Raw genomic sequence first — 16,217 nt, 5'->3', positions numbered from 1 at the left:
CCCGCCACGCCGGCCGCCCGGAACGTCGAAGGGGCCCCGCACGGGGCCCCTTTCGCGTGCCCGTCAGCCGGAGCCGTAGAACAGCCGGTCCACCGCCCCCCGGGCCCGCCGGGTGATCCGCCGGTAGTCGTCCAGCAGCTCGCCGCTGTGCCCGGAGCCGTACCCGAGGTAGCGGGCCACCCCGGCCAGCTCCCGGGCCTCCCCCGGGAAGCTGTCCCCGGGCCGGCCGCGCACCAGCATCACCGCCGCCCGCACCCGGGAGGCCAGCACCCAGGCCGCGTCCAGCACCTCGGCGTCCTCCGACCCGACCAGCCCGGCCCGCGCGGCGGCCGCCAGAGCCGCCCTGGTCCGGGTGGTGCGCAGGGCCGGCAGCTCGTGCCCGTGCCGGAGCTGCAGCAGCTGCACCGTCCACTCGACGTCCGCCAGCCCGCCCCGGCCGATCTTGGTGTGGGTGGTCGGGTCGGCCCCGCGCGGCAGCCGCTCGGCCTCGATCCGCGCCTTGATCCGGCGGATCTCCACCAGGTCCCGCTCCGGCACCCCGCCACCGGGGTAGCGCAGCGGGTCGATCAGCTGCCGGAACCGCGCGCCCAGCTCCTCGTCCCCGGCCACCGGCTCGGCCCGCAGCAGCGCCTGGCTCTCCCAGGCGTGCGACCAGCGCCGGTAGTAGGCCGCGTACGAGGCCAGGGTGCGCACCAGCGGGCCGCTGCGGCCCTCCGGCCGCAGGTCGGCGTCGACCAGCAGCGGCGGCTCGGTGGAGGGCGCGCCCAGCTGGGTGCGCAGCTCGTGGCAGACCGCCTGGGCGGCCCGGGCCGCCTCCTCCTCCAGCGAGCCCAGCAGCGGCTCGTGGACGAAGAGCACGTCCGCGTCCGAGCCGTAGCCCAGTTCGTGGCCGCCGAAGCGGCCCATCGCGATCACCGAGATCCGGGTCGGCAGGTCCCCGTGCTCGGCCTCCCACCCGGCGACGCAGGCGCGCAGCGCGCCGCCCAGGGTGGCGGCGTTGAGCGCGGTGAGCGCCTCCCCCGCGGTGTCCAGCGCCTCGGCGGGGTCCTCCCCGAGCCGCCCGAGCACGTCCGCCGCGGCGGTGCGGAACAGCTCCCGGCGGCGCACCGAGCGGGCGGCGGCCACCGCGGCGTGGGTGGACCCGGCCCGGCCGACGGCGGCCAGCACCTCCGACTGCAGCGCCGCCCGGCCGCGCGGCTCCAGGCCGCGCGGATCGCCCAGCATGGCCACCGCCTCGGGGGCGCGCAGCAGCAGGTCGGGGGCGAGCCGGCCGGCCGACAGCACCCGGGCCAGCTGCTCGGCGGCGGCGCTCTCGTCCCGCAGCAGCCGCAGGTACCAGGGCGTGCGGCCGAGCGCGTCGGAGACCTGGCGGAAGTTGAGCAGCCCGGCGTCCGGATCGGCGGACTCGGCGAACCAGCCGAGCAGCACCGGCAGCAGGGTCCGCTGGATCGCGGCCTTGCGGCTCACCCCGGAGGCGAGCGCGCTGAGGTGCCGCAGCGCGGCCGCCGGATCCGCGTAGCCCAGCGCCTCCAGCCGGGCCCGGGCCGCGTCCGGGCTCAGCCCGGTGGCGCCCTGCGGCAGTTCGGCGACGGCGTCCAGCAGCGGCCGGTAGAACAGCTTCTCGTGCAGCCGCCGGACCTCCATCGCGTGCCGCTTCCACTCGCGCTGCAGCGCGGCCACCGGGTCGGCGCGGGTGTCGTCGTTGATCAGCGCCGCCAGCGAGCGGGCCAGCCGGCGCAGGTCCTCGTCGGCGGTGGGCATCAGGTGGGTGCGGCGCAGCCGGTACAGCTGGATGCGGTGCTCCAGCGAGCGCAGGAAGCGGTACGCGGCGTCCAGCGAGGCGGCGTCCGCCCGGCCCACGTACCCGCCCCGGGAGAGGGCGGCCAGCGCCTCCAGGGTGTTGCCGCTGCGCAGCGCCGGGTCGGTGCGGCCGTGCACCAGCTGGAGCAGCTGCACGGAGAACTCGACGTCGCGCAGCCCGCCCGGGCCGAGCTTGAGCTGGCGGTCCAGCTCGGTGGCCGGGATGGAGTCGACCACCCGGCGGCGCATCTGCTGCACGTCGGCGACGAAGTTCTCCCGGGCGGCGGCCTGCCAGACCATCGGGGCGAGCGCCTCGACGTACGCGGCGCCGAGTTCCGCGTCCCCGGCGACCGGGCGGGCCTTGAGCAGCGCCTGGAACTCCCAGGTCTTGGCCCAGCGCTGGTAGTAGGCGAGGTGGCTGGCGAGGGTGCGCACCAGCGGGCCGTTGCGCCCCTCGGGGCGCAGGTTGGCGTCCACCGGCCAGATCGTGCCCTCGCCGGTGGTGTCCGCGCACAACCGGGTGAGGGCGGCGGCCAGCCGGGTCGCGGCCCTGATCGCCTCCGGCTCGTCCACGCCCTCGCGCGGCTCGGCGACGAAGACCACGTCCACGTCCGAGACGTAGTTGAGCTCGCGGCCGCCGCACTTGCCCATGCCGATCACGGCGAGCCGGCAGGCCGCGGCGGCCTCCGGGTCCTGCTCGGCGGCGAGGTCCAGGGCGGTCTGGAGGGTGGCACCGGCCAGGTCGGCGAGTTCGGCGGCGGTCTGCGCGAGGTCGGTGGTGCCGGTGAGGTCGCGGGCGGCGATGGCGAGCAGGCAGCGGCGGTAGGCGACGCGCAGCGCGTTGGCGGGGCCGAGGGCGTCGTCCCGGACGCCTTCGGCGAGGGCGCGGCGGAAGTCCTCCGGGCCGGGGTGCATGTCGCGCAGTTCGAAGGTGACCAGCACGTGCCAGTCGTGCGGGTGCCGGGCCAGGTGGTCGCCGAGCGCGGTGGAGACGCCGAGCACGCCGAGCAGCCGGTCGCGCAGCGGCTTGGAGGTGGTGAGGGTGTCGCGCAGGGTGTGCCGGTCGGCCTCGTCGGCGGCCTCCAGCAGCCGGGCCAGGCCGAGCAGCGCGAGGTCGGGGTCGGCGGTGGCGCCGAGCGCGTCCAGCAGCAGCGGGTCGTCGGCCAGGCCCTCCAGCCCGGGGCCCTCCAGCAGCCGCACCGCCCGCGCCGGGTCGGTGAACCCGCGCCGGACCAGCCGGTTCTCCGGCCGGCTGACCCGGCTCCCGGCCCGCTGCTCCTCGACCGCCATCGACCCCTCCGTCCGTCCTCGCACCCGCGTCCTCAGGGCCCTAGCAGGCTACGCGCCCCCGGTGTCCGCCGCCGGACGCGCCCGCCGGGTGGACACGGCCGGCCCCTCGACCGCCGTAGGCGTGACCTCGTCCCGGCCGCGCTCGTTCAGCCGGGCGCCGCAGCACTGCCCGCGGCCCCGCCCCCTCCCCCGGAGCGCCGATGCCCACGACCGGCCCCGCCCGCCTGCCCTCGCTCACCGGGCTGCGCTTCTGGGCGGCCCTGCTGGTGGTGCTCTACCACCTCTCCCACAAGGTGGGCACGCTTCCGGTGCTCGGCCCGCTCGCCTGGTACGGCCGTTCGGGTGTGACGTTCTTCTTCGTGCTCTCCGGCTTCGTGCTGGCCTGGACGTACGGGGCCTCGTCCACCCCGGCCGGGGCCCTGACCTTCGCCCGCCGCCGCTTCGCCCGGATCTGGCCGCTGCACCTGCTGACCACCGTGCTGTCCCTGGGTGCGGACGCGGCGATCGGCGCGGTGCTGCCGGTGGTGGCCGCGCTCTGGTCGCTGGCGCTGGTGCACCCGTGGGCGCTGCCCACCGTGTACGGCGGCAACCCGGCCTCCTGGTCGCTGGGCGCCGAGGCCTGGTTCTACCTGCTGTTCCCGCCGCTGCTGCGCCTGCTGGCCCCGCGCCGGCGCGCCTGGCTGCCGCTCGCGGCCCTGTGCACCGCGCTCGGCCCGGTGCTCTGGGCGGCCGGCGCCCTGCTGCCCGCCGACCCGGCGGTGCGCGGCTGGCTGCTGGACTACCTGCCGCTGACCCGGACCCCGCAGTTCGTCCTCGGCGTGGTCACCGGCCTGGCCGTGCGGCACGGCGCGCTCCCCCGGGTGCGGTCGGCGCGGCCGGGGCTCCTGCCGGCGGCCGCCGCCGTGGCGCTCTGGCACCTGCTGCTGGTCCCCTGGCACGCCGCCGTCCCGGACGCCCTCTGGTACGGCCCGTACAGCGCCTCCCAGTTGCTCCCCGCGCCGCTGTTCGCGGCCCTGCTGGCGGCCGCCGCCCGGCGCGACGCCGCCGGGTGCCCGCCCCGGCCGCTGGCGGGCCGCACGGCCGTCCGGCTCGGCGAGTGGTCGTTCGCCTGGTACCTGGTGCACGAGATCGGCATCCGCTGCTGGCTGTCCGTCCAGGGCCGCCCGGCGCCGGGGGCCGCGACGTTCGGTGTCTGGCTGCTGCTGGCCGGCGGTTCGCTGGCCGCCGCGGGTGTGCTGTACCGCTGGGTGGAGCGCCCCTGCGAGCGGCTGCTGCGCGGCGCCGACCGGGGCCGGGACGCGGCGGCGCCGCTGCCGACCCGCGCGGTGCGGGTGGGGCGGCAGCGGCGCCGTGGTGCGACGGGGGATCAGCCCTCGGTGGAGCCGTCCAGGTTGACGTAGGCGTAGAAGACGCCGAGGTCGTAGCCGTCCTTGTCGGTGTCGAACAGCACCTTGATGTCGGTGTCCCCGTTGCGCAGGAACGGCGAGATGTCCCAGCGGTTGGAGTCGTAGCCGAAGTTGTTGCGGTTGTACGGGGTGCGGACGAACTGGTCGGCCGGGGTGAGCTCCTCGATGGTGGAGTTGAACGCGTCGTTGGAGGCGTGGTTGAGGTCCGAGAAGAGTGCCAGGGGGCCGTTGGTGGACTTGATGGCGAGGGTGTCGCCGGTCCACTTGAGGTCGCCGTCGTAGACCACGAAGCCGAGCTTGCCCGCCACCGGGCCGGCGGCCGGGGTCTGCAGCCCGGTGAGGTCGAACTCGCGCGGCGGGCTGTCGGGCAGCTCGACCCGGAAGCCGTCCCAGAGGTGGACGTGCCGGAAGGGCTTGCACTCGTTCTCGTAGGCGACCACGATCGTCCAGCCGCCCCAGCTGTGCGGCTTCACCACCGAGTCCATGTTGGCGACGGTGTAGGTGCCGTTGCCGGCCTGCCTGACCAGGTCGGTGATGTCGGCGGAGGCCTGGTAGCTGCTCTCCACGTCGGTGGTGATGTAGCCGATGGAGGGCTGGTCGTTGGCGATGTTGCGGTACTCGGGCTCGCCCGGGACCTTCAGGTACACCTCGTCGATCTGGTTCTCCGGCAGCACGACGTCGTCGATGCCGCGGGTGCCGCCCCAGTACAGCCGGGCGTACTTGACCTGGGAGCCGTCGATCAGGCCGAGGTCGGCGGAGCTGGCGGAGTAGATCGCGTCACCGAGCGGGCCGACCGAGCCCGGGTCGATGTTGATGTACTTCATCTCGTACTTGTTGTTGATCGGCCTGGGGCCGAGGCCCTTGCGGGCGTCCAGGCAGGGCGGCTGCTCCGGGTCGAGCGGCGCCTTGGTCTCGTCGCAGGTCATCAGCGAGTTGCTGATCCGGGTGATGGAGCCGCGGAAGTCGCCCGCGAAGCGGGTGGTGAACGGCAGTTGGTTCTCGGCGATCGTGGTGGCCCGCTGCTTCGCGCGTTGTGCGGGCTGGGCTTGCTGTGCGTGCTGGACTCCCGCCTCCGGCCCGGAGGGCGTGCCCGATCCGCGGGCGTCGGCGATGGTCGGGGCGGCCAGCAGCTGGCCGGCGACGGCGGCGACAGCGGCGCCCGCGACGCAGGTCCGGCGGAGGAGCAGACGGGTGGCGGAGGCACGACTGACGGAGGAGATCATGTGATCCTCTTTCAGGATGGACGGACGAGCAGGCCGGTCGAACCACAACCCTCCGTCACATAAGCATCACATTCCGCCACCGGTGCGGCGATTCCGTCGCAGGTCCACTCCATAGGAGGGCCCGCTGCCGCCCTCCTGGGCGACAGCGGGCCGACGGGGGTTTGAGCGGCCGTCACCCGCTCACAGCACCTGGAGGTTCTTCCGCAGTTCGAACGGCGTCACCTCGGAGCGGTACTCCTCCCACTCCTGGCGCTTGTTGCGCAGGAAGAAGTCGAAGACGTGCTCGCCGAGGGTCTCGGCGACGAGTTCGCTGCGCTGCATCAGGTCGATGGCCTCGCCGAGGTTCTGCGGCATCGGCTGGATGCCGAGGGCGCGGCGCTCGGAGTCGGACAGCGCCCACACGTCGTCGTCGGCGCCGGGCGGGAGCTCGTAGCCCTCCTCGATGCCCTTCAGGCCGGCCGCGAGGGTGACGGCGTAGGCGAGGTACGGGTTGCAGCCGGTGTCCAGGGAGCGGACCTCGATCCGGGTGGAGCCCTGCTTGCCCGGCTTGTACATCGGCACCCGGATCAGCGCCGAGCGGTTGTTGTGGCCCCAGCAGATGTAGGACGGCGCCTCGCCGCCGGCCCCGGCGGTGCGCTGGGAGCCGCCCCAGATCCGCTTGTAGGAGTTCACCCACTGGTTGGTGACGGCGGCGGTCTCCGCGGCGTGCTTCAGCAGGCCCGCGATGAAGGACCGGCCGACCTTGGACAGCTGGTACTCGGCGCCGGACTCGTGGAACGCGTTGCGGTCGCCCTCGAACAGCGAGACGTGGGTGTGCATGCCGCTGCCGGGGTGCTCGGAGAACGGCTTGGGCATGAAGCTCGCGTGCACGCCCTGCTCCAGCGCGACCTCCTTCATGACCAGCCGGAAGGTCATGATGTTGTCGGCGGTGGACAGCGCGTCGGCGTAGCGCAGGTCGATCTCCTGCTGGCCGGGGGCGCCCTCGTGGTGCGAGAACTCGACCGAGATGCCCATCGACTCCAGCATGGTGATCGCCTGTCGGCGGAAGTCGTGGCCCACCCCGCGCGGGGTGTGGTCGAAGTAGCCGGAGTGGTCGGCGGGGATCGGCGGGGTGCCGTCGCCGGGCAGGTTCTTCAGCAGGAAGAACTCGATCTCCGGGTGGGTGTAGAAGGTGAAGCCCTGCTCGGAGGCCTTCTCCAGGGTGCGCTTGAGCACGAACCGGGGGTCGGCGTAGGACGGCGATCCGTCCGGCATCAGGATGTCGCAGAACATCCGGGCGGTGCCCGGGGTCTCCGAGCGCCACGGCAGGATCTGGAAGGTGGTCGGGTCCGGCTTGGCGATCATGTCGGACTCGTACACCCGGGCGAAGCCCTCGATCGCCGAGCCGTCGAACCCGATGCCCTCCTCGAAGGCCTGCTCCAGCTCGGCCGGCGCCACCGCGACCGACTTCAGGAACCCGAGCACGTCGGTGAACCACAGCCGGACGAACCGGATGTCACGCTCTTCGAGCGTCCGAAGCACGAACTGCTGCTGCTTGCCCATGGGGACAGTCTCACCTCTGCTCTTTACGCTCGTGTTACGCCCCGGAGGCCGTGGAAAGACCTCGTAAAGCGGTTGCCCCCATCATGGCCGATCCCCGCCCGGCCCGGCAGCGCCGACCCCCGCCGCAGGCTCCCGCCCAGGACATCGCGTCAGTTGGACGATTACACTCGGGGCATGCCCAATCTCCGTCTCGCCCTGAGCCAGATCGACCCCTGGGTCGGTGACCTCGCCCGCAACGGCGACGAGGTGGTGCGCTGGACCAAGCGGGCCGCGGAGGCCGGCGCGCAGCTGGTCGCCTTCCCCGAGATGGCCCTCACCGGGTACCCGGTGGAGGACCTCGCCCTGCGCCACTCCTTCATCGAGGCCTCCCGCGCCGCGCTGGTCGAGCTGGCCGGCCGCCTGGCCGCGGAGGGGCTGGGCGAGGTCCCGGTGGTCGTCGGCTACCTCGGGCGCTCCGAGCACGCCTCGCCGCGCTTCAACCGTCCGGCCGGCTCCCCGCAGAACTGCGCCGCGGTGCTGCACCGGGGCGAGGTGGTGACCCGGTTCGCCAAGCACCACCTGCCCAACTACGGCGTGTTCGACGAGTTCCGCTGGTTCGTCCCCGGCGACCAGCTGCCGGTGCTGCGGCTGCACGGGGTGGACGTCGCGCTGGCCGTCTGCGAGGACATCTGGCAGGACGGCGGCCGGGTCACCGCGGCCCGCGAGGCCGGCGCCGGGCTGCTGCTGGTGATCAACGGCTCCCCGTACGAGCGGAACAAGGACGACCAGCGGCTGGAGCTGGTGCGCCGCCGGGCGGCCGAGGCGGGCTGCACCCTGGCGTACGTCAACATGGTCGGCGGCCAGGACGAGCTGGTCTTCGACGGCGACTCGATCGTGGTCGGCGCGGGCGGCGAAGTCCTGGCCCGCTCCCCGCAGTTCGAGGAGCACCTGCTGGTGCTGGACCTCGACCTGCCGCCCGCCGCGGGGGACGACACCGACGGACTGCTGCTGAGCGACGGGCTGCACCTGGTCCGCACCGAGCTGGGCGGCGAACCGCAGGACGCGCCCGCCGGGAGGCTCACCGCCGGGGTGGCGCCGCGGCGGTCCGACGAGGCCGAGATCTGGGCCGCGCTGGTCTCCGGCACCCGGGCGTACGTGACCAAGAACGGCTTCTCGTCGGTGCTGATCGGCCTCTCCGGCGGCATCGACTCGGCGCTGGTGGCCGCGATCGCGGTGGACGCGGTGGGCGCGCGGAACGTGCACGGCGTCTCGATGCCCAGCCGCTACTCCTCCCAGCACTCCCGGGACGACGCGGCCGAGCTGGCCCGCCGCACCGGACTGCCCCTGCGGACCGTCTCCATCGCCCCGATGTTCGACGCCTACCTGGCGGCGACCGAGCTGACCGGCCTCGCCGAGGAGAACCTCCAGTCCCGGCTGCGCGGCACCCTGCTGATGGCGATCTCCAACCAGGAGGGGCACATCGTGCTCGCGCCCGGCAACAAGAGCGAGCTGGCGGTCGGCTACTCGACGCTGTACGGCGACTCGGTGGGCGCCTACGGACCCATCAAGGACGTCTACAAGTCACTGGTGTTCCGGCTGGCCCGCTGGCGCAACGAGGAGGCCGTGCGGCGCGGCGAGGTGCCGCCGATCCCGGAGCACACCATCACCAAGCCGCCGTCCGCCGAGCTGCGGCCGGACCAGGTGGACACCGACTCGCTGCCCGACTACGACCTGCTGGACGGCGTGCTGGCCCGCTACATCGAGGGCGACGAGGGCCGGGACTCGATCGTGGCGGACGGCTTCGACCCGGCCGTGGTGGACCGGGTGGTCCGGCTGGTCGACAGCGCCGAGTACAAGCGGCGCCAGTACCCGCCGGGCCCGAAGGTCTCGGCCAAGAACTTCGGCCGGGACCGCCGCCTGCCGATCACCAACCGCTGGCGGCGCGGCTGACCGCTACGCCGAGTACCGGTAGGTGGCGGCCACCGCGAGGTGGTCGCTGCCGTCCCGGGACAGGGTGCGGGAGTCCACCGGCGTGAGCCCGCCCTTGCTCATGATCTGGTCGATCCGGGCCATCGGGAAGGCGGCCGGCCAGCTGAAGCCGAAGCCGTCGCCGGCGGCGCCCTGGGCCGAGCGCATCTGCGAGGTGACCGGCGCCAGGCTGCGGTCGTTCATGGTGCCGTTGAGGTCGCCGAGCAGCAGGACCTTCTTCAGCGGCTCGGACTGGATCGCGTTGCCGAGCGCCTGCGCGCTGAGGTCCCGCTGGTTGACGGTGAAGCCGCCCTCGGCCTTCAGCCGCACCGAGGGCAGGTGCGCCACGTACACGGCGACCGGGCCCTGCGGGGTGGTGACCTCGGCCCGGAAGGCCCTGGTCCAGCCCATCTTCAGGTCCACCGGGGAGATGTCCCCGATCGGGTACTTCGACCAGAGCCCGACCGTGCCCTCCACGGTGTGGTACGGGTAGGCGCCGGCGAGCCCGGTCTCGTACGAGCGCAGCTGCCGGCCGGCCAGCTCCTGCAGGGCGACGATCTGGGCGCCGGAGTCCACCAGGGTGCGGACGGTGCCCGGCACGTCGGTGTTGGCGGCGGCGACGTTGTGGCTGACCACCGTCCAGTCGCCCTTGCCGCCGCTCTTGTCGGACAGCAGCCCGCCGAACAGGTTGACCCAGAGCACGACGGGCAGCAGCAGGGCCAGCAGCGCGGTGGCGGAGCGGCGCAGCAGCGCGGGTACCAGCAGCACCGGGACGGCCAGGCCCAGCCAGGGCAGGAAGGTCTCCAGCAGGCTGCCGAGGTTGCCGACGCTGTTGGGCACCTCGGCGTGGAAGGCGAGCAGCGCGGCGGTGAGCACGGCCAGCGCGGCGACCACCAGGCCGCGCCGCCAGGTGCCGCTGCCGCGGGCGTCCCGGCCCCAGTGGCGCAGGCCGAGGAAGCCGCCGCGACGCACCGCGGGGGCCGGGCCGTCGGCGTCGCCCCCGGGGGCCGCGATCCGCTCGGTCCTGTCCGCCTGCGCCATGAAGTGGCTCCCGTCGCTCGTGCCGTCGCCGCTCCGGTGTCCGGCCCGTCGTCGGGCGGGCACTCACCGGACCGGTGCCGGTTTGATCGATTGTCCGGCTCAGCCTATGCCGGGACAGACGTCGGTCCCGCTGAGCGGGTTCCGGCGCGGCCCGGTTTGGTGAGCGAGGCCACGTTCGGGCGCGGGTCGGGCGGGGTCAGCGGGGTGCGAGGCCTTCGAGCACGGAGTCGACCAGCTTGCGGGCCAGGTCCGGGTCCTCCAGGTCGGAGTCGTCCCACAGGATGCTGCGGTAGAGGATCGGCCCCATCAGGAGGTCGTTGAGCAGTTCCAGGTCGAGGTCGTCGCGGATCACGCCCTCGTCGACGGCCTGGCGGATCAGGCGGAGCCCGACCTCCCGGCGCGGCTTGATCACCCGCTCCCGGTACGCGGAGTACAGCTCGGGCAGGGTCTGCATCTGGCCGAGGGCGGCCTTGAGCACCCAGCGGGTGCGCTTGGCCAGGCCGCGCCGGCGGACGTGGTCGACCATGGCGATCAGGTCGGCCCGGGCGCCGGCGCCGGTGGGCTCCGGCAGCGGCTCCTCCAGCCGGCTGACCACGTCGACCAGCAGGGCCTCCTTGTTGGACCAGCGCCGGTAGATGGTGGCCTTGCCGACGCCGCCGGCGGCGGCGATGCCCTCGATGGTGAGCTCGGACAGCGCGGTGCCGCCGGCCATCAGGTCCTCGACGGCCGTGAAGATGGCCTGCTCGGCGGCCTCGCTCCGGGGCCGGCCACGGCGCACCTCCGCGCAGTGCTGCCCGGTGTCGGCGGTCGGCGTGTCCGTCTTCATCCCCGCTGTCTCTCCCTCGCTCTCCCCGGCGGCGCTGGCGCCGTGGGGTGTCCCTCGGTGGGTCCGCGGCGGGGGCCCGCCCCGGACCGAGGCCCTGCCGCCCGGGGTGCACCCGGGCGACAGGGCCATTGTCGCTCAGTCACGGTGGGCCCGGCCGCTGGTCAGGCCTCCGCGGCCGCGGCCTCGCGTTCCTGGCCGCGCTGTTCGGGGGCCGGGCCGGCGGGGGCGGCCGAGCGGCGCGGCAGCAGGAACCAGGCGACGACGGCGCCGATCACCGAGACGCCCGCCGAGAGCGAGGCCACCACGTGCATGGCGTGGACGAAGGCGTCGTTCGCCGGGGCGATCAGCGCCTGGCCGCCGGGGATGCGGTCGGCGATGGCCAGGGTGGCCTCCAGCGACTCGCCGGCCTTGTCGCGCAGGCCCTCGGGCAGGTGGGTCAGGGTGTCGGCCATCCCGTCGCGGTAGACGGTGGAGAGCACCGCGCCGAGCACGGCGACCCCGAGCGAGCCGCCGACCTGGCGGAAGGTGTTGTTGACGGCCGAGCCGGCGCCGGCCTTCTCCCGGGGCAGCGAGGCCATGATCGCGACGGTGACCGGCGGCATGACGTGCGCCATGCCGGCGCCCATCACCAGGCCGAGCACGACCAGCACCCAGATCGGGGTGGTGGCGGTCAGCACGACGTAGCCGACGAAGCCGACCGCGACCAGCAGCATGCCGCAGGTCGCGGTGGCGGCGACGCCGAAGCGGTCGACCACCAGCCGGGCCCGCGGGGCGAACACCAGCTGGGCGGCGGCCAGCGGCAGCATCAGCACACCGGCCTGGAGGGCGCTGTAGCCGCGCACGCTCTGGATGTAGAAGACGCCGAAGAACGAGACGCCCATCAGCGCGAAGAAGATCACGCCGACGACCACCACGGACGCGCTGAACACCTTGTTGCGGAACCAGGTGACGTCCAGCGCGGGGAACGCGGTGCGGCGCTCGAACCAGACGAAGGCGACCAGCGCGACCACGCCGACCAGGGTCGGCGCCCAGGCCTCGACCGCGGTGAAGTCGGCCAGCTCGCCGCCCTTGATGATGCCGTAGATCAGCGCGACCAGGCCGACGATCGACAGCAGTACGCCGATCGGGTCCATCCGGCCCGGGCTGGGGTCCTTGGACTCGGGGACCAGGATCACCATCGCGATCACCGCGACGACCACGATCGGGACGTTGATCAGGAAGACCGAGCCCCACCAGAAGTGCTCGATCAGCAGGCCGCCGGTGATCGGGCCGATGGCGATGGCCAGGCCGACCGCGCCGGCCCAGATCCCGATCGCCTTGGGCTGCTCGGAGCGCTCGAAGACGTTCATGATGATCGCCAGCGTGGCGGGCATCGCGAGCGCGCCGCCGACGCCCATCAGGGCGCGGTAGCCGATGAGTTCACCGGGCGAGGCGGCCAGCGCGGACAGCAGCGAGGCGATGCCGAAGACCACCATGCCGGCCAGCAGCGCGCGCTTGCGGCCGAACCGGTCGCCGAGCAGGCCGGAGGTGAACAGCAGCCCGGCGAAGACCAGGGTGTAGGAGTTGATCGACCATTCCAGGTCGCTCTGGGTGGCCCCGAGTCCGACCGGCGCGGGCGTCGCGATGGTCTTCATCGCGACGTTGAGGATCGAGTTGTCGAGCACGACGACGAGCAGGGCGAGCAGCAGGGTGCCGAGGATCGCCCAGCGCCGACGGTGGATGGCTTCCGGCACGCGGGGTGGCGCGGCTGCGGTGGTCATGGGTGTTTCCCGTCCGTGGTGGTGTGGCACTGGCGGGCATTCCGAGCCGCATACGTCTCGTAACCCCCCGCACCAGGGTAACGGGCGATACGATACGAGACGAATCCGTTTCGTAAAGAGCGGGCAAATTCGGCGGCCGCCCGCGCACCCCGGCAGGGGACGACCCGCGCGCCCGGTGTGTCCTGGATCGCACCGGGACGCCCGCACCCCTCTTTGCGCGGGCGCCGGGGCGTGCAAGCATGGAGGTGATCCGGGGACGCCGTACGGCGCCACGAGACGACAACCCTTCAGGAGTCCGTTCGATGAACGCTTCTACGCCTTCGCCTGCCCAGAACCAGGCGTCGACCGCCACCCTCTACGGCGGGGTCACCAACCGCCGTGTCACCGTCCGCGACCTCGCCGCCGCCAAGCAGCGCGGCGAGAAGTGGTCGATGCTCACCGCCTACGACGCCCTCACCGCGGGCGTGTTCGACGAGGCCGGCATCCCGGTGCTGCTGGTCGGCGACTCGGCGGGCAACTGCCACCTCGGCTACGAGACCACCGTCCCGGTGACCATGGATCAGATGGTGATGCTCTCCGCCGCCGTCGTCCGCGGCACCGAACGGGCGATGATCGTCGCCGACCTGCCGTTCGGCTCGTACCAGGAGTCCCCCGCGCAGGCCATGCACAACGCGGCCCGGCTGATGAAGGAAGCCGGGGTCGGCGCGGTCAAGCTGGAGGGCGGGGAGCGCAGCGCCCGCTCGATCGAGCTGCTGGTCGAGGCCGGCGTCCCGGTGATGGCCCACATCGGCCTCACCCCGCAGTCCGTGCACGCCCTCGGCGGCTACCCCGTCCAGGGCCGCGGCGACGAGGCGGCGCACCAGCTGCTGCGCGACGCCAAGGCCGTCCAGCAGGCGGGCGCCTTCGCCGTGGTGCTGGAGGCCGTCCCGGCCGAGCTGGCCGCCCAGGCCACCGAGCAGCTGGCGATCCCGACCGTCGGCATCGGCGGCGGACCGGACACCGACGCCCAGGTGCTGGTCTGGACCGACATGGCCGGCATGACGGCCGGCCGGGTGCCCAAGTTCGTCAAGCAGTACGCCGACCTGCGGACCGTCCTCGGCGACGCCGCTCGCGCGTACGCCGAGGACGTGCGCTCCGGCGCCTTCCCGGCGGCGGAGCACAGCTTCCGCTGACGCCCGCTCCTCGCGGCCCCGTTCCGGTTCGGAGCGGGGCCGCTGCCGTACCCGGGGGCCGCCGCCGTACCCGGGCGGGGGCCGCTGTCGTACCCCCGGCCGCCGCCGTACCCGGGGCCGCGTCCGGCGCCCGGGGAGCGCCTGCGGCGGCCGGTGACAGCGGCCTGACAGCACACGGCGCCGGCCGACAGGGAGCTGACAGCGCGGGCCGACACCCTGGGGGCATGACACGAATCGCGACAGCCCCGAACGACCGGGGAACCACCTCTCGGAACGCCGTGGAGGTGCACGGCATCGTCAAGCACTACGGCGAGACCAAGGCCCTCGACGGGGTCGACCTCACCGTCGAGGAGGGCACCGTCCTCGCCCTGCTCGGCCCCAACGGCGCGGGCAAGACCACCCTGGTGCGCGTCCTCTCCACCCTGATCAAGCCGGACGCCGGCACCGCGTTCGTCGGCGGCTACGACGTGCTGCGCCAGCCCAAGCAGCTGCGCCGCACGATCGGCCTCACCGGCCAGTACGCCTCCGTGGACGAGCTGCTCTCCGGGTACGAGAACCTCTACCTCATCGGCCGGCTGCTCGACCTCCCCCGCAAGGAGGCCAAGGCCCGGGCCACCGAGCTGCTGGAGCGCTTCTCGCTCACCGAGGCCGCCAAGCGGACCGCCAAGACCTACTCCGGCGGCATGCGCCGCCGCCTCGACCTGGCCGCCAGCATGACGGGCCGCCCCCGGGTGCTCTACCTGGACGAGCCCACCACCGGCCTGGACCCGCGCACCCGCAACGAGGTCTGGGACGAGGTGCAGCGCATGGTCGCCGAGGGCAGCACCGTGCTGCTGACCACCCAGTACATGGAGGAGGCGGAGCAGCTCGCGAACGAGCTGACCGTCATCGACCGCGGCCGGGTGATCGCCAACGGCGCCGTCTCCGAGCTCAAGGCCAAGGTCGGCGGCCAGACCCTCCAGGTCCGCCCGGCCGACCCGGCCGAGCTGCCGGAGATGGCCCGCTGCCTGCACGGGAGCGGCATCCTCAACGCCACCTTCTCCGCCGACACCGGCCTGCTCGCGGTGCCGATCACCGGCGAGGAGCAGCTGACCGCGGTGATCGGGGTGCTCGGCACCCGCGGCTTCGCCGTCGCCGGCATCGACACCAAGGTGCCCAGCCTGGACGAGGTCTTCCTCGCCATCACCGGCAAGCCCGCCTCCGCCGCGGTACCCGCCCCCAGCCTCGCCAAGGAGCCCGTCGCATGACCACCGCCACGCTCACCCCCTCCCGGGCCCGGGACACCCGGCCGCCGGCGGAGGACTCCCGGATCGGCCTGGCCGGCACCCTGCGCCACGTCGGCGCGCTGACCCGGCGCAACCTGATGCGGATCAAGGCCGACCCGGAGTCGATGTTCGACGCCGTGCTGATGCCGATCGTCTTCACCGTGCTGTTCGTCTACGTCTTCGGCGGCGCGATGGCCGGCAACCAGGACGACTACAAGCAGTACCTGATCCCCGGCCTGCTCGGACAGACCGGCCTCACCCTCGCGATGGCCGTCGGCACCGGCCTCAACAGCGACTTCCAGACCGGCGTGATGGACCGCTTCCGCACCCTGCCGATCGGCCGGGCCTCGGTCCTGCTGTCCAAGATCGTCGCCGAGACCCTGCGCGGACTGCTCTCCTTCGCGATCCTGATCGGCTTCGCGATGTGCATCGGCTTCGAGGTGCGGACCGGACCGCTGGAGGTGCTGGCCACCATCGGCCTGGCCCTGGTGTTCGGCATGTCGATCGTCTGGATCTCGATGCTGCTGGGCATGGCCCTGCGCAGCGCCCAGGCCGTCCAGGGCGTGGCCATGCTGGTCCTGATGCCGATGCAGTTCGGCAGCTCGATCTTCGCCAGGCCCGACACCATGCCCGGCTGGCTGAAGTCCTTCACCGAGGTCAACCCGCTGTCGGCACTGGCCGACGCCTCCCGCGCCCTGCTCAACGGCGAGGGCCCGGTGGCCCACCCGGTGACGATCGTGCTGGTCTGGTCGGCCGCCGTCACCGCGATCTTCGCCCCGCTGGCGGTCGCCCGGTTCCGCAAGCGGACCTGACCCCACGACCGCCGTCGGCTCCCCCTCGACTCCCGCCGGGGAGGGCCGGCGGACGAGAACGGCCGGCCGCCCGGGACGGGCGCCGGCCGCGGAACGGGCCCGTGCGGCCGGTGACCGGGGGACGGGCGCCGGC

At 73.6% G+C, this 16,217-nt stretch carries 11 protein-coding genes; 5 read left to right on the top strand and 6 right to left on the bottom strand.

The annotated features are described in order from the left end of the window. Nucleotides 1–63 precede the first annotated feature (63 nt). Nucleotides 64–3,090, bottom strand: coding sequence for a bifunctional [glutamine synthetase] adenylyltransferase/[glutamine synthetase]-adenylyl-L-tyrosine phosphorylase (locus ACFVHV_RS19640; protein ID WP_359896949.1), 3,027 nt, complete (start codon nt 3,088–3,090; stop codon nt 64–66). A 200-nt stretch (nt 3,091–3,290) separates the two neighbouring features. On the opposite strand from ACFVHV_RS19640, the gene ACFVHV_RS19635 reads away from it, so the two are divergent. Next, nucleotides 3,291–4,490 carry an acyltransferase family protein gene (locus ACFVHV_RS19635; protein ID WP_380352381.1) on the top strand — a complete coding sequence of 400 codons (1,200 nt, stop codon included), beginning with the start codon at nt 3,291–3,293 and terminating at the stop codon, nt 4,488–4,490. Here the strand turns inward: ACFVHV_RS19635 and ACFVHV_RS19630 are convergent. Both ACFVHV_RS19630 and glnA read right to left on the bottom strand, forming a co-directional pair. Next, nucleotides 4,457–5,719 (bottom strand): hypothetical protein, encoded by a 1,263-nt coding sequence (locus ACFVHV_RS19630; protein ID WP_359896946.1) that lies wholly within the window; start codon nt 5,717–5,719, stop codon nt 4,457–4,459. The genes ACFVHV_RS19635 and ACFVHV_RS19630 overlap by 34 nt on opposite strands. A gap of 180 nt (nt 5,720–5,899) precedes the next feature. Further along, nucleotides 5,900–7,261, bottom strand: a complete 1,362-nt coding sequence (gene glnA, locus ACFVHV_RS19625; RefSeq protein WP_359896944.1) for a type I glutamate--ammonia ligase — start codon at nt 7,259–7,261, stop codon at nt 5,900–5,902. Between the two features lie 174 nt (nt 7,262–7,435). On the opposite strand from glnA, the gene ACFVHV_RS19620 reads away from it, so the two are divergent. Continuing rightward, nucleotides 7,436–9,190 carry an NAD+ synthase gene (locus ACFVHV_RS19620; RefSeq protein ID WP_359896942.1) on the top strand — a complete coding sequence of 585 codons (1,755 nt, stop codon included), beginning with the start codon at nt 7,436–7,438 and terminating at the stop codon, nt 9,188–9,190. Nucleotides 9,191–9,193: 3 nt separating this feature from the next. Here the strand turns inward: ACFVHV_RS19620 and ACFVHV_RS19615 are convergent, their stop codons facing one another. From ACFVHV_RS19615 to ACFVHV_RS19605, 3 genes are all read right to left on the bottom strand, one after another. Continuing rightward, entirely contained in the window at nt 9,194–10,249 is a 1,056-nt protein-coding gene (locus tag ACFVHV_RS19615) for an endonuclease/exonuclease/phosphatase family protein (protein ID WP_380352379.1), read from the bottom strand. Between the two features lie 196 nt (nt 10,250–10,445). Continuing rightward, nucleotides 10,446–11,075: a TetR/AcrR family transcriptional regulator gene (locus tag ACFVHV_RS19610; protein ID WP_359896938.1), complete on the bottom strand. Its 630-nt coding sequence runs from the start codon at nt 11,073–11,075 to the stop codon at nt 10,446–10,448. Between the two features lie 161 nt (nt 11,076–11,236). Beyond that, nucleotides 11,237–12,835: an MFS transporter gene (locus ACFVHV_RS19605; protein WP_359896936.1), complete on the bottom strand. Its 1,599-nt coding sequence runs from the start codon at nt 12,833–12,835 to the stop codon at nt 11,237–11,239. A gap of 302 nt (nt 12,836–13,137) precedes the next feature. Between ACFVHV_RS19605 and panB the strand changes: the two genes are divergently transcribed. The 3 genes from panB (at nt 13,138) to ACFVHV_RS19590 (ending at nt 16,084) form a co-directional block, all read left to right on the top strand. Beyond that, the gene (gene panB, locus ACFVHV_RS19600; protein ID WP_359896934.1) at nt 13,138–14,007 is read left to right on the top strand and encodes a 3-methyl-2-oxobutanoate hydroxymethyltransferase; all 870 of its coding nucleotides are present in this window, start codon (nt 13,138–13,140) and stop codon (nt 14,005–14,007) included. Between the two features lie 224 nt (nt 14,008–14,231). Then, nucleotides 14,232–15,254, top strand: coding sequence for an ATP-binding cassette domain-containing protein (locus ACFVHV_RS19595; protein ID WP_380352377.1), 1,023 nt, complete (start codon nt 14,232–14,234; stop codon nt 15,252–15,254). Further along, a complete protein-coding gene (locus ACFVHV_RS19590) occupies nt 15,251–16,084 on the top strand; it encodes an ABC transporter permease (protein WP_359896930.1) in 834 nt (277 codons plus the stop codon). Before ACFVHV_RS19595 ends, ACFVHV_RS19590 begins: the two co-directional genes overlap by 4 nt. Nucleotides 16,085–16,217 lie beyond the last annotated feature (133 nt).

Source organism: Kitasatospora sp. NPDC127116 (genome assembly GCF_042677365.1).
GTDB classification, from domain to species: domain Bacteria; phylum Actinomycetota; class Actinomycetes; order Streptomycetales; family Streptomycetaceae; genus Kitasatospora; species Kitasatospora lactacystinica.
Note: the sequence above shows the minus strand (reverse complement) of the source record. Positions and strands in the feature narration are given on the sequence as shown.

What these genes read in the sequence shown, in the direction of transcription:
- ACFVHV_RS19640 (WP_359896949.1), bottom strand. Translation starts at nt 3,090, where the DNA reads ATGGCGGTCGAGGAGCAGCGGGCCGGGAGCCGGGTCAGCCGGCCGGAG.
- ACFVHV_RS19635 (WP_380352381.1), top strand. Translation starts at nt 3,291, where the DNA reads ATGCCCACGACCGGCCCCGCCCGCCTGCCCTCGCTCACCGGGCTGCGC.
- ACFVHV_RS19630 (WP_359896946.1), bottom strand. Translation starts at nt 5,719, where the DNA reads ATGATCTCCTCCGTCAGTCGTGCCTCCGCCACCCGTCTGCTCCTCCGC.
- glnA (WP_359896944.1), bottom strand. Translation starts at nt 7,261, where the DNA reads ATGGGCAAGCAGCAGCAGTTCGTGCTTCGGACGCTCGAAGAGCGTGAC.
- ACFVHV_RS19620 (WP_359896942.1), top strand. Translation starts at nt 7,436, where the DNA reads ATGCCCAATCTCCGTCTCGCCCTGAGCCAGATCGACCCCTGGGTCGGT.
- ACFVHV_RS19615 (WP_380352379.1), bottom strand. Translation starts at nt 10,249, where the DNA reads ATGGCGCAGGCGGACAGGACCGAGCGGATCGCGGCCCCCGGGGGCGAC.
- ACFVHV_RS19610 (WP_359896938.1), bottom strand. Translation starts at nt 11,075, where the DNA reads ATGAAGACGGACACGCCGACCGCCGACACCGGGCAGCACTGCGCGGAG.
- ACFVHV_RS19605 (WP_359896936.1), bottom strand. Translation starts at nt 12,835, where the DNA reads ATGACCACCGCAGCCGCGCCACCCCGCGTGCCGGAAGCCATCCACCGT.
- panB (WP_359896934.1), top strand. Translation starts at nt 13,138, where the DNA reads ATGAACGCTTCTACGCCTTCGCCTGCCCAGAACCAGGCGTCGACCGCC.
- ACFVHV_RS19595 (WP_380352377.1), top strand. Translation starts at nt 14,232, where the DNA reads ATGACACGAATCGCGACAGCCCCGAACGACCGGGGAACCACCTCTCGG.
- ACFVHV_RS19590 (WP_359896930.1), top strand. Translation starts at nt 15,251, where the DNA reads ATGACCACCGCCACGCTCACCCCCTCCCGGGCCCGGGACACCCGGCCG.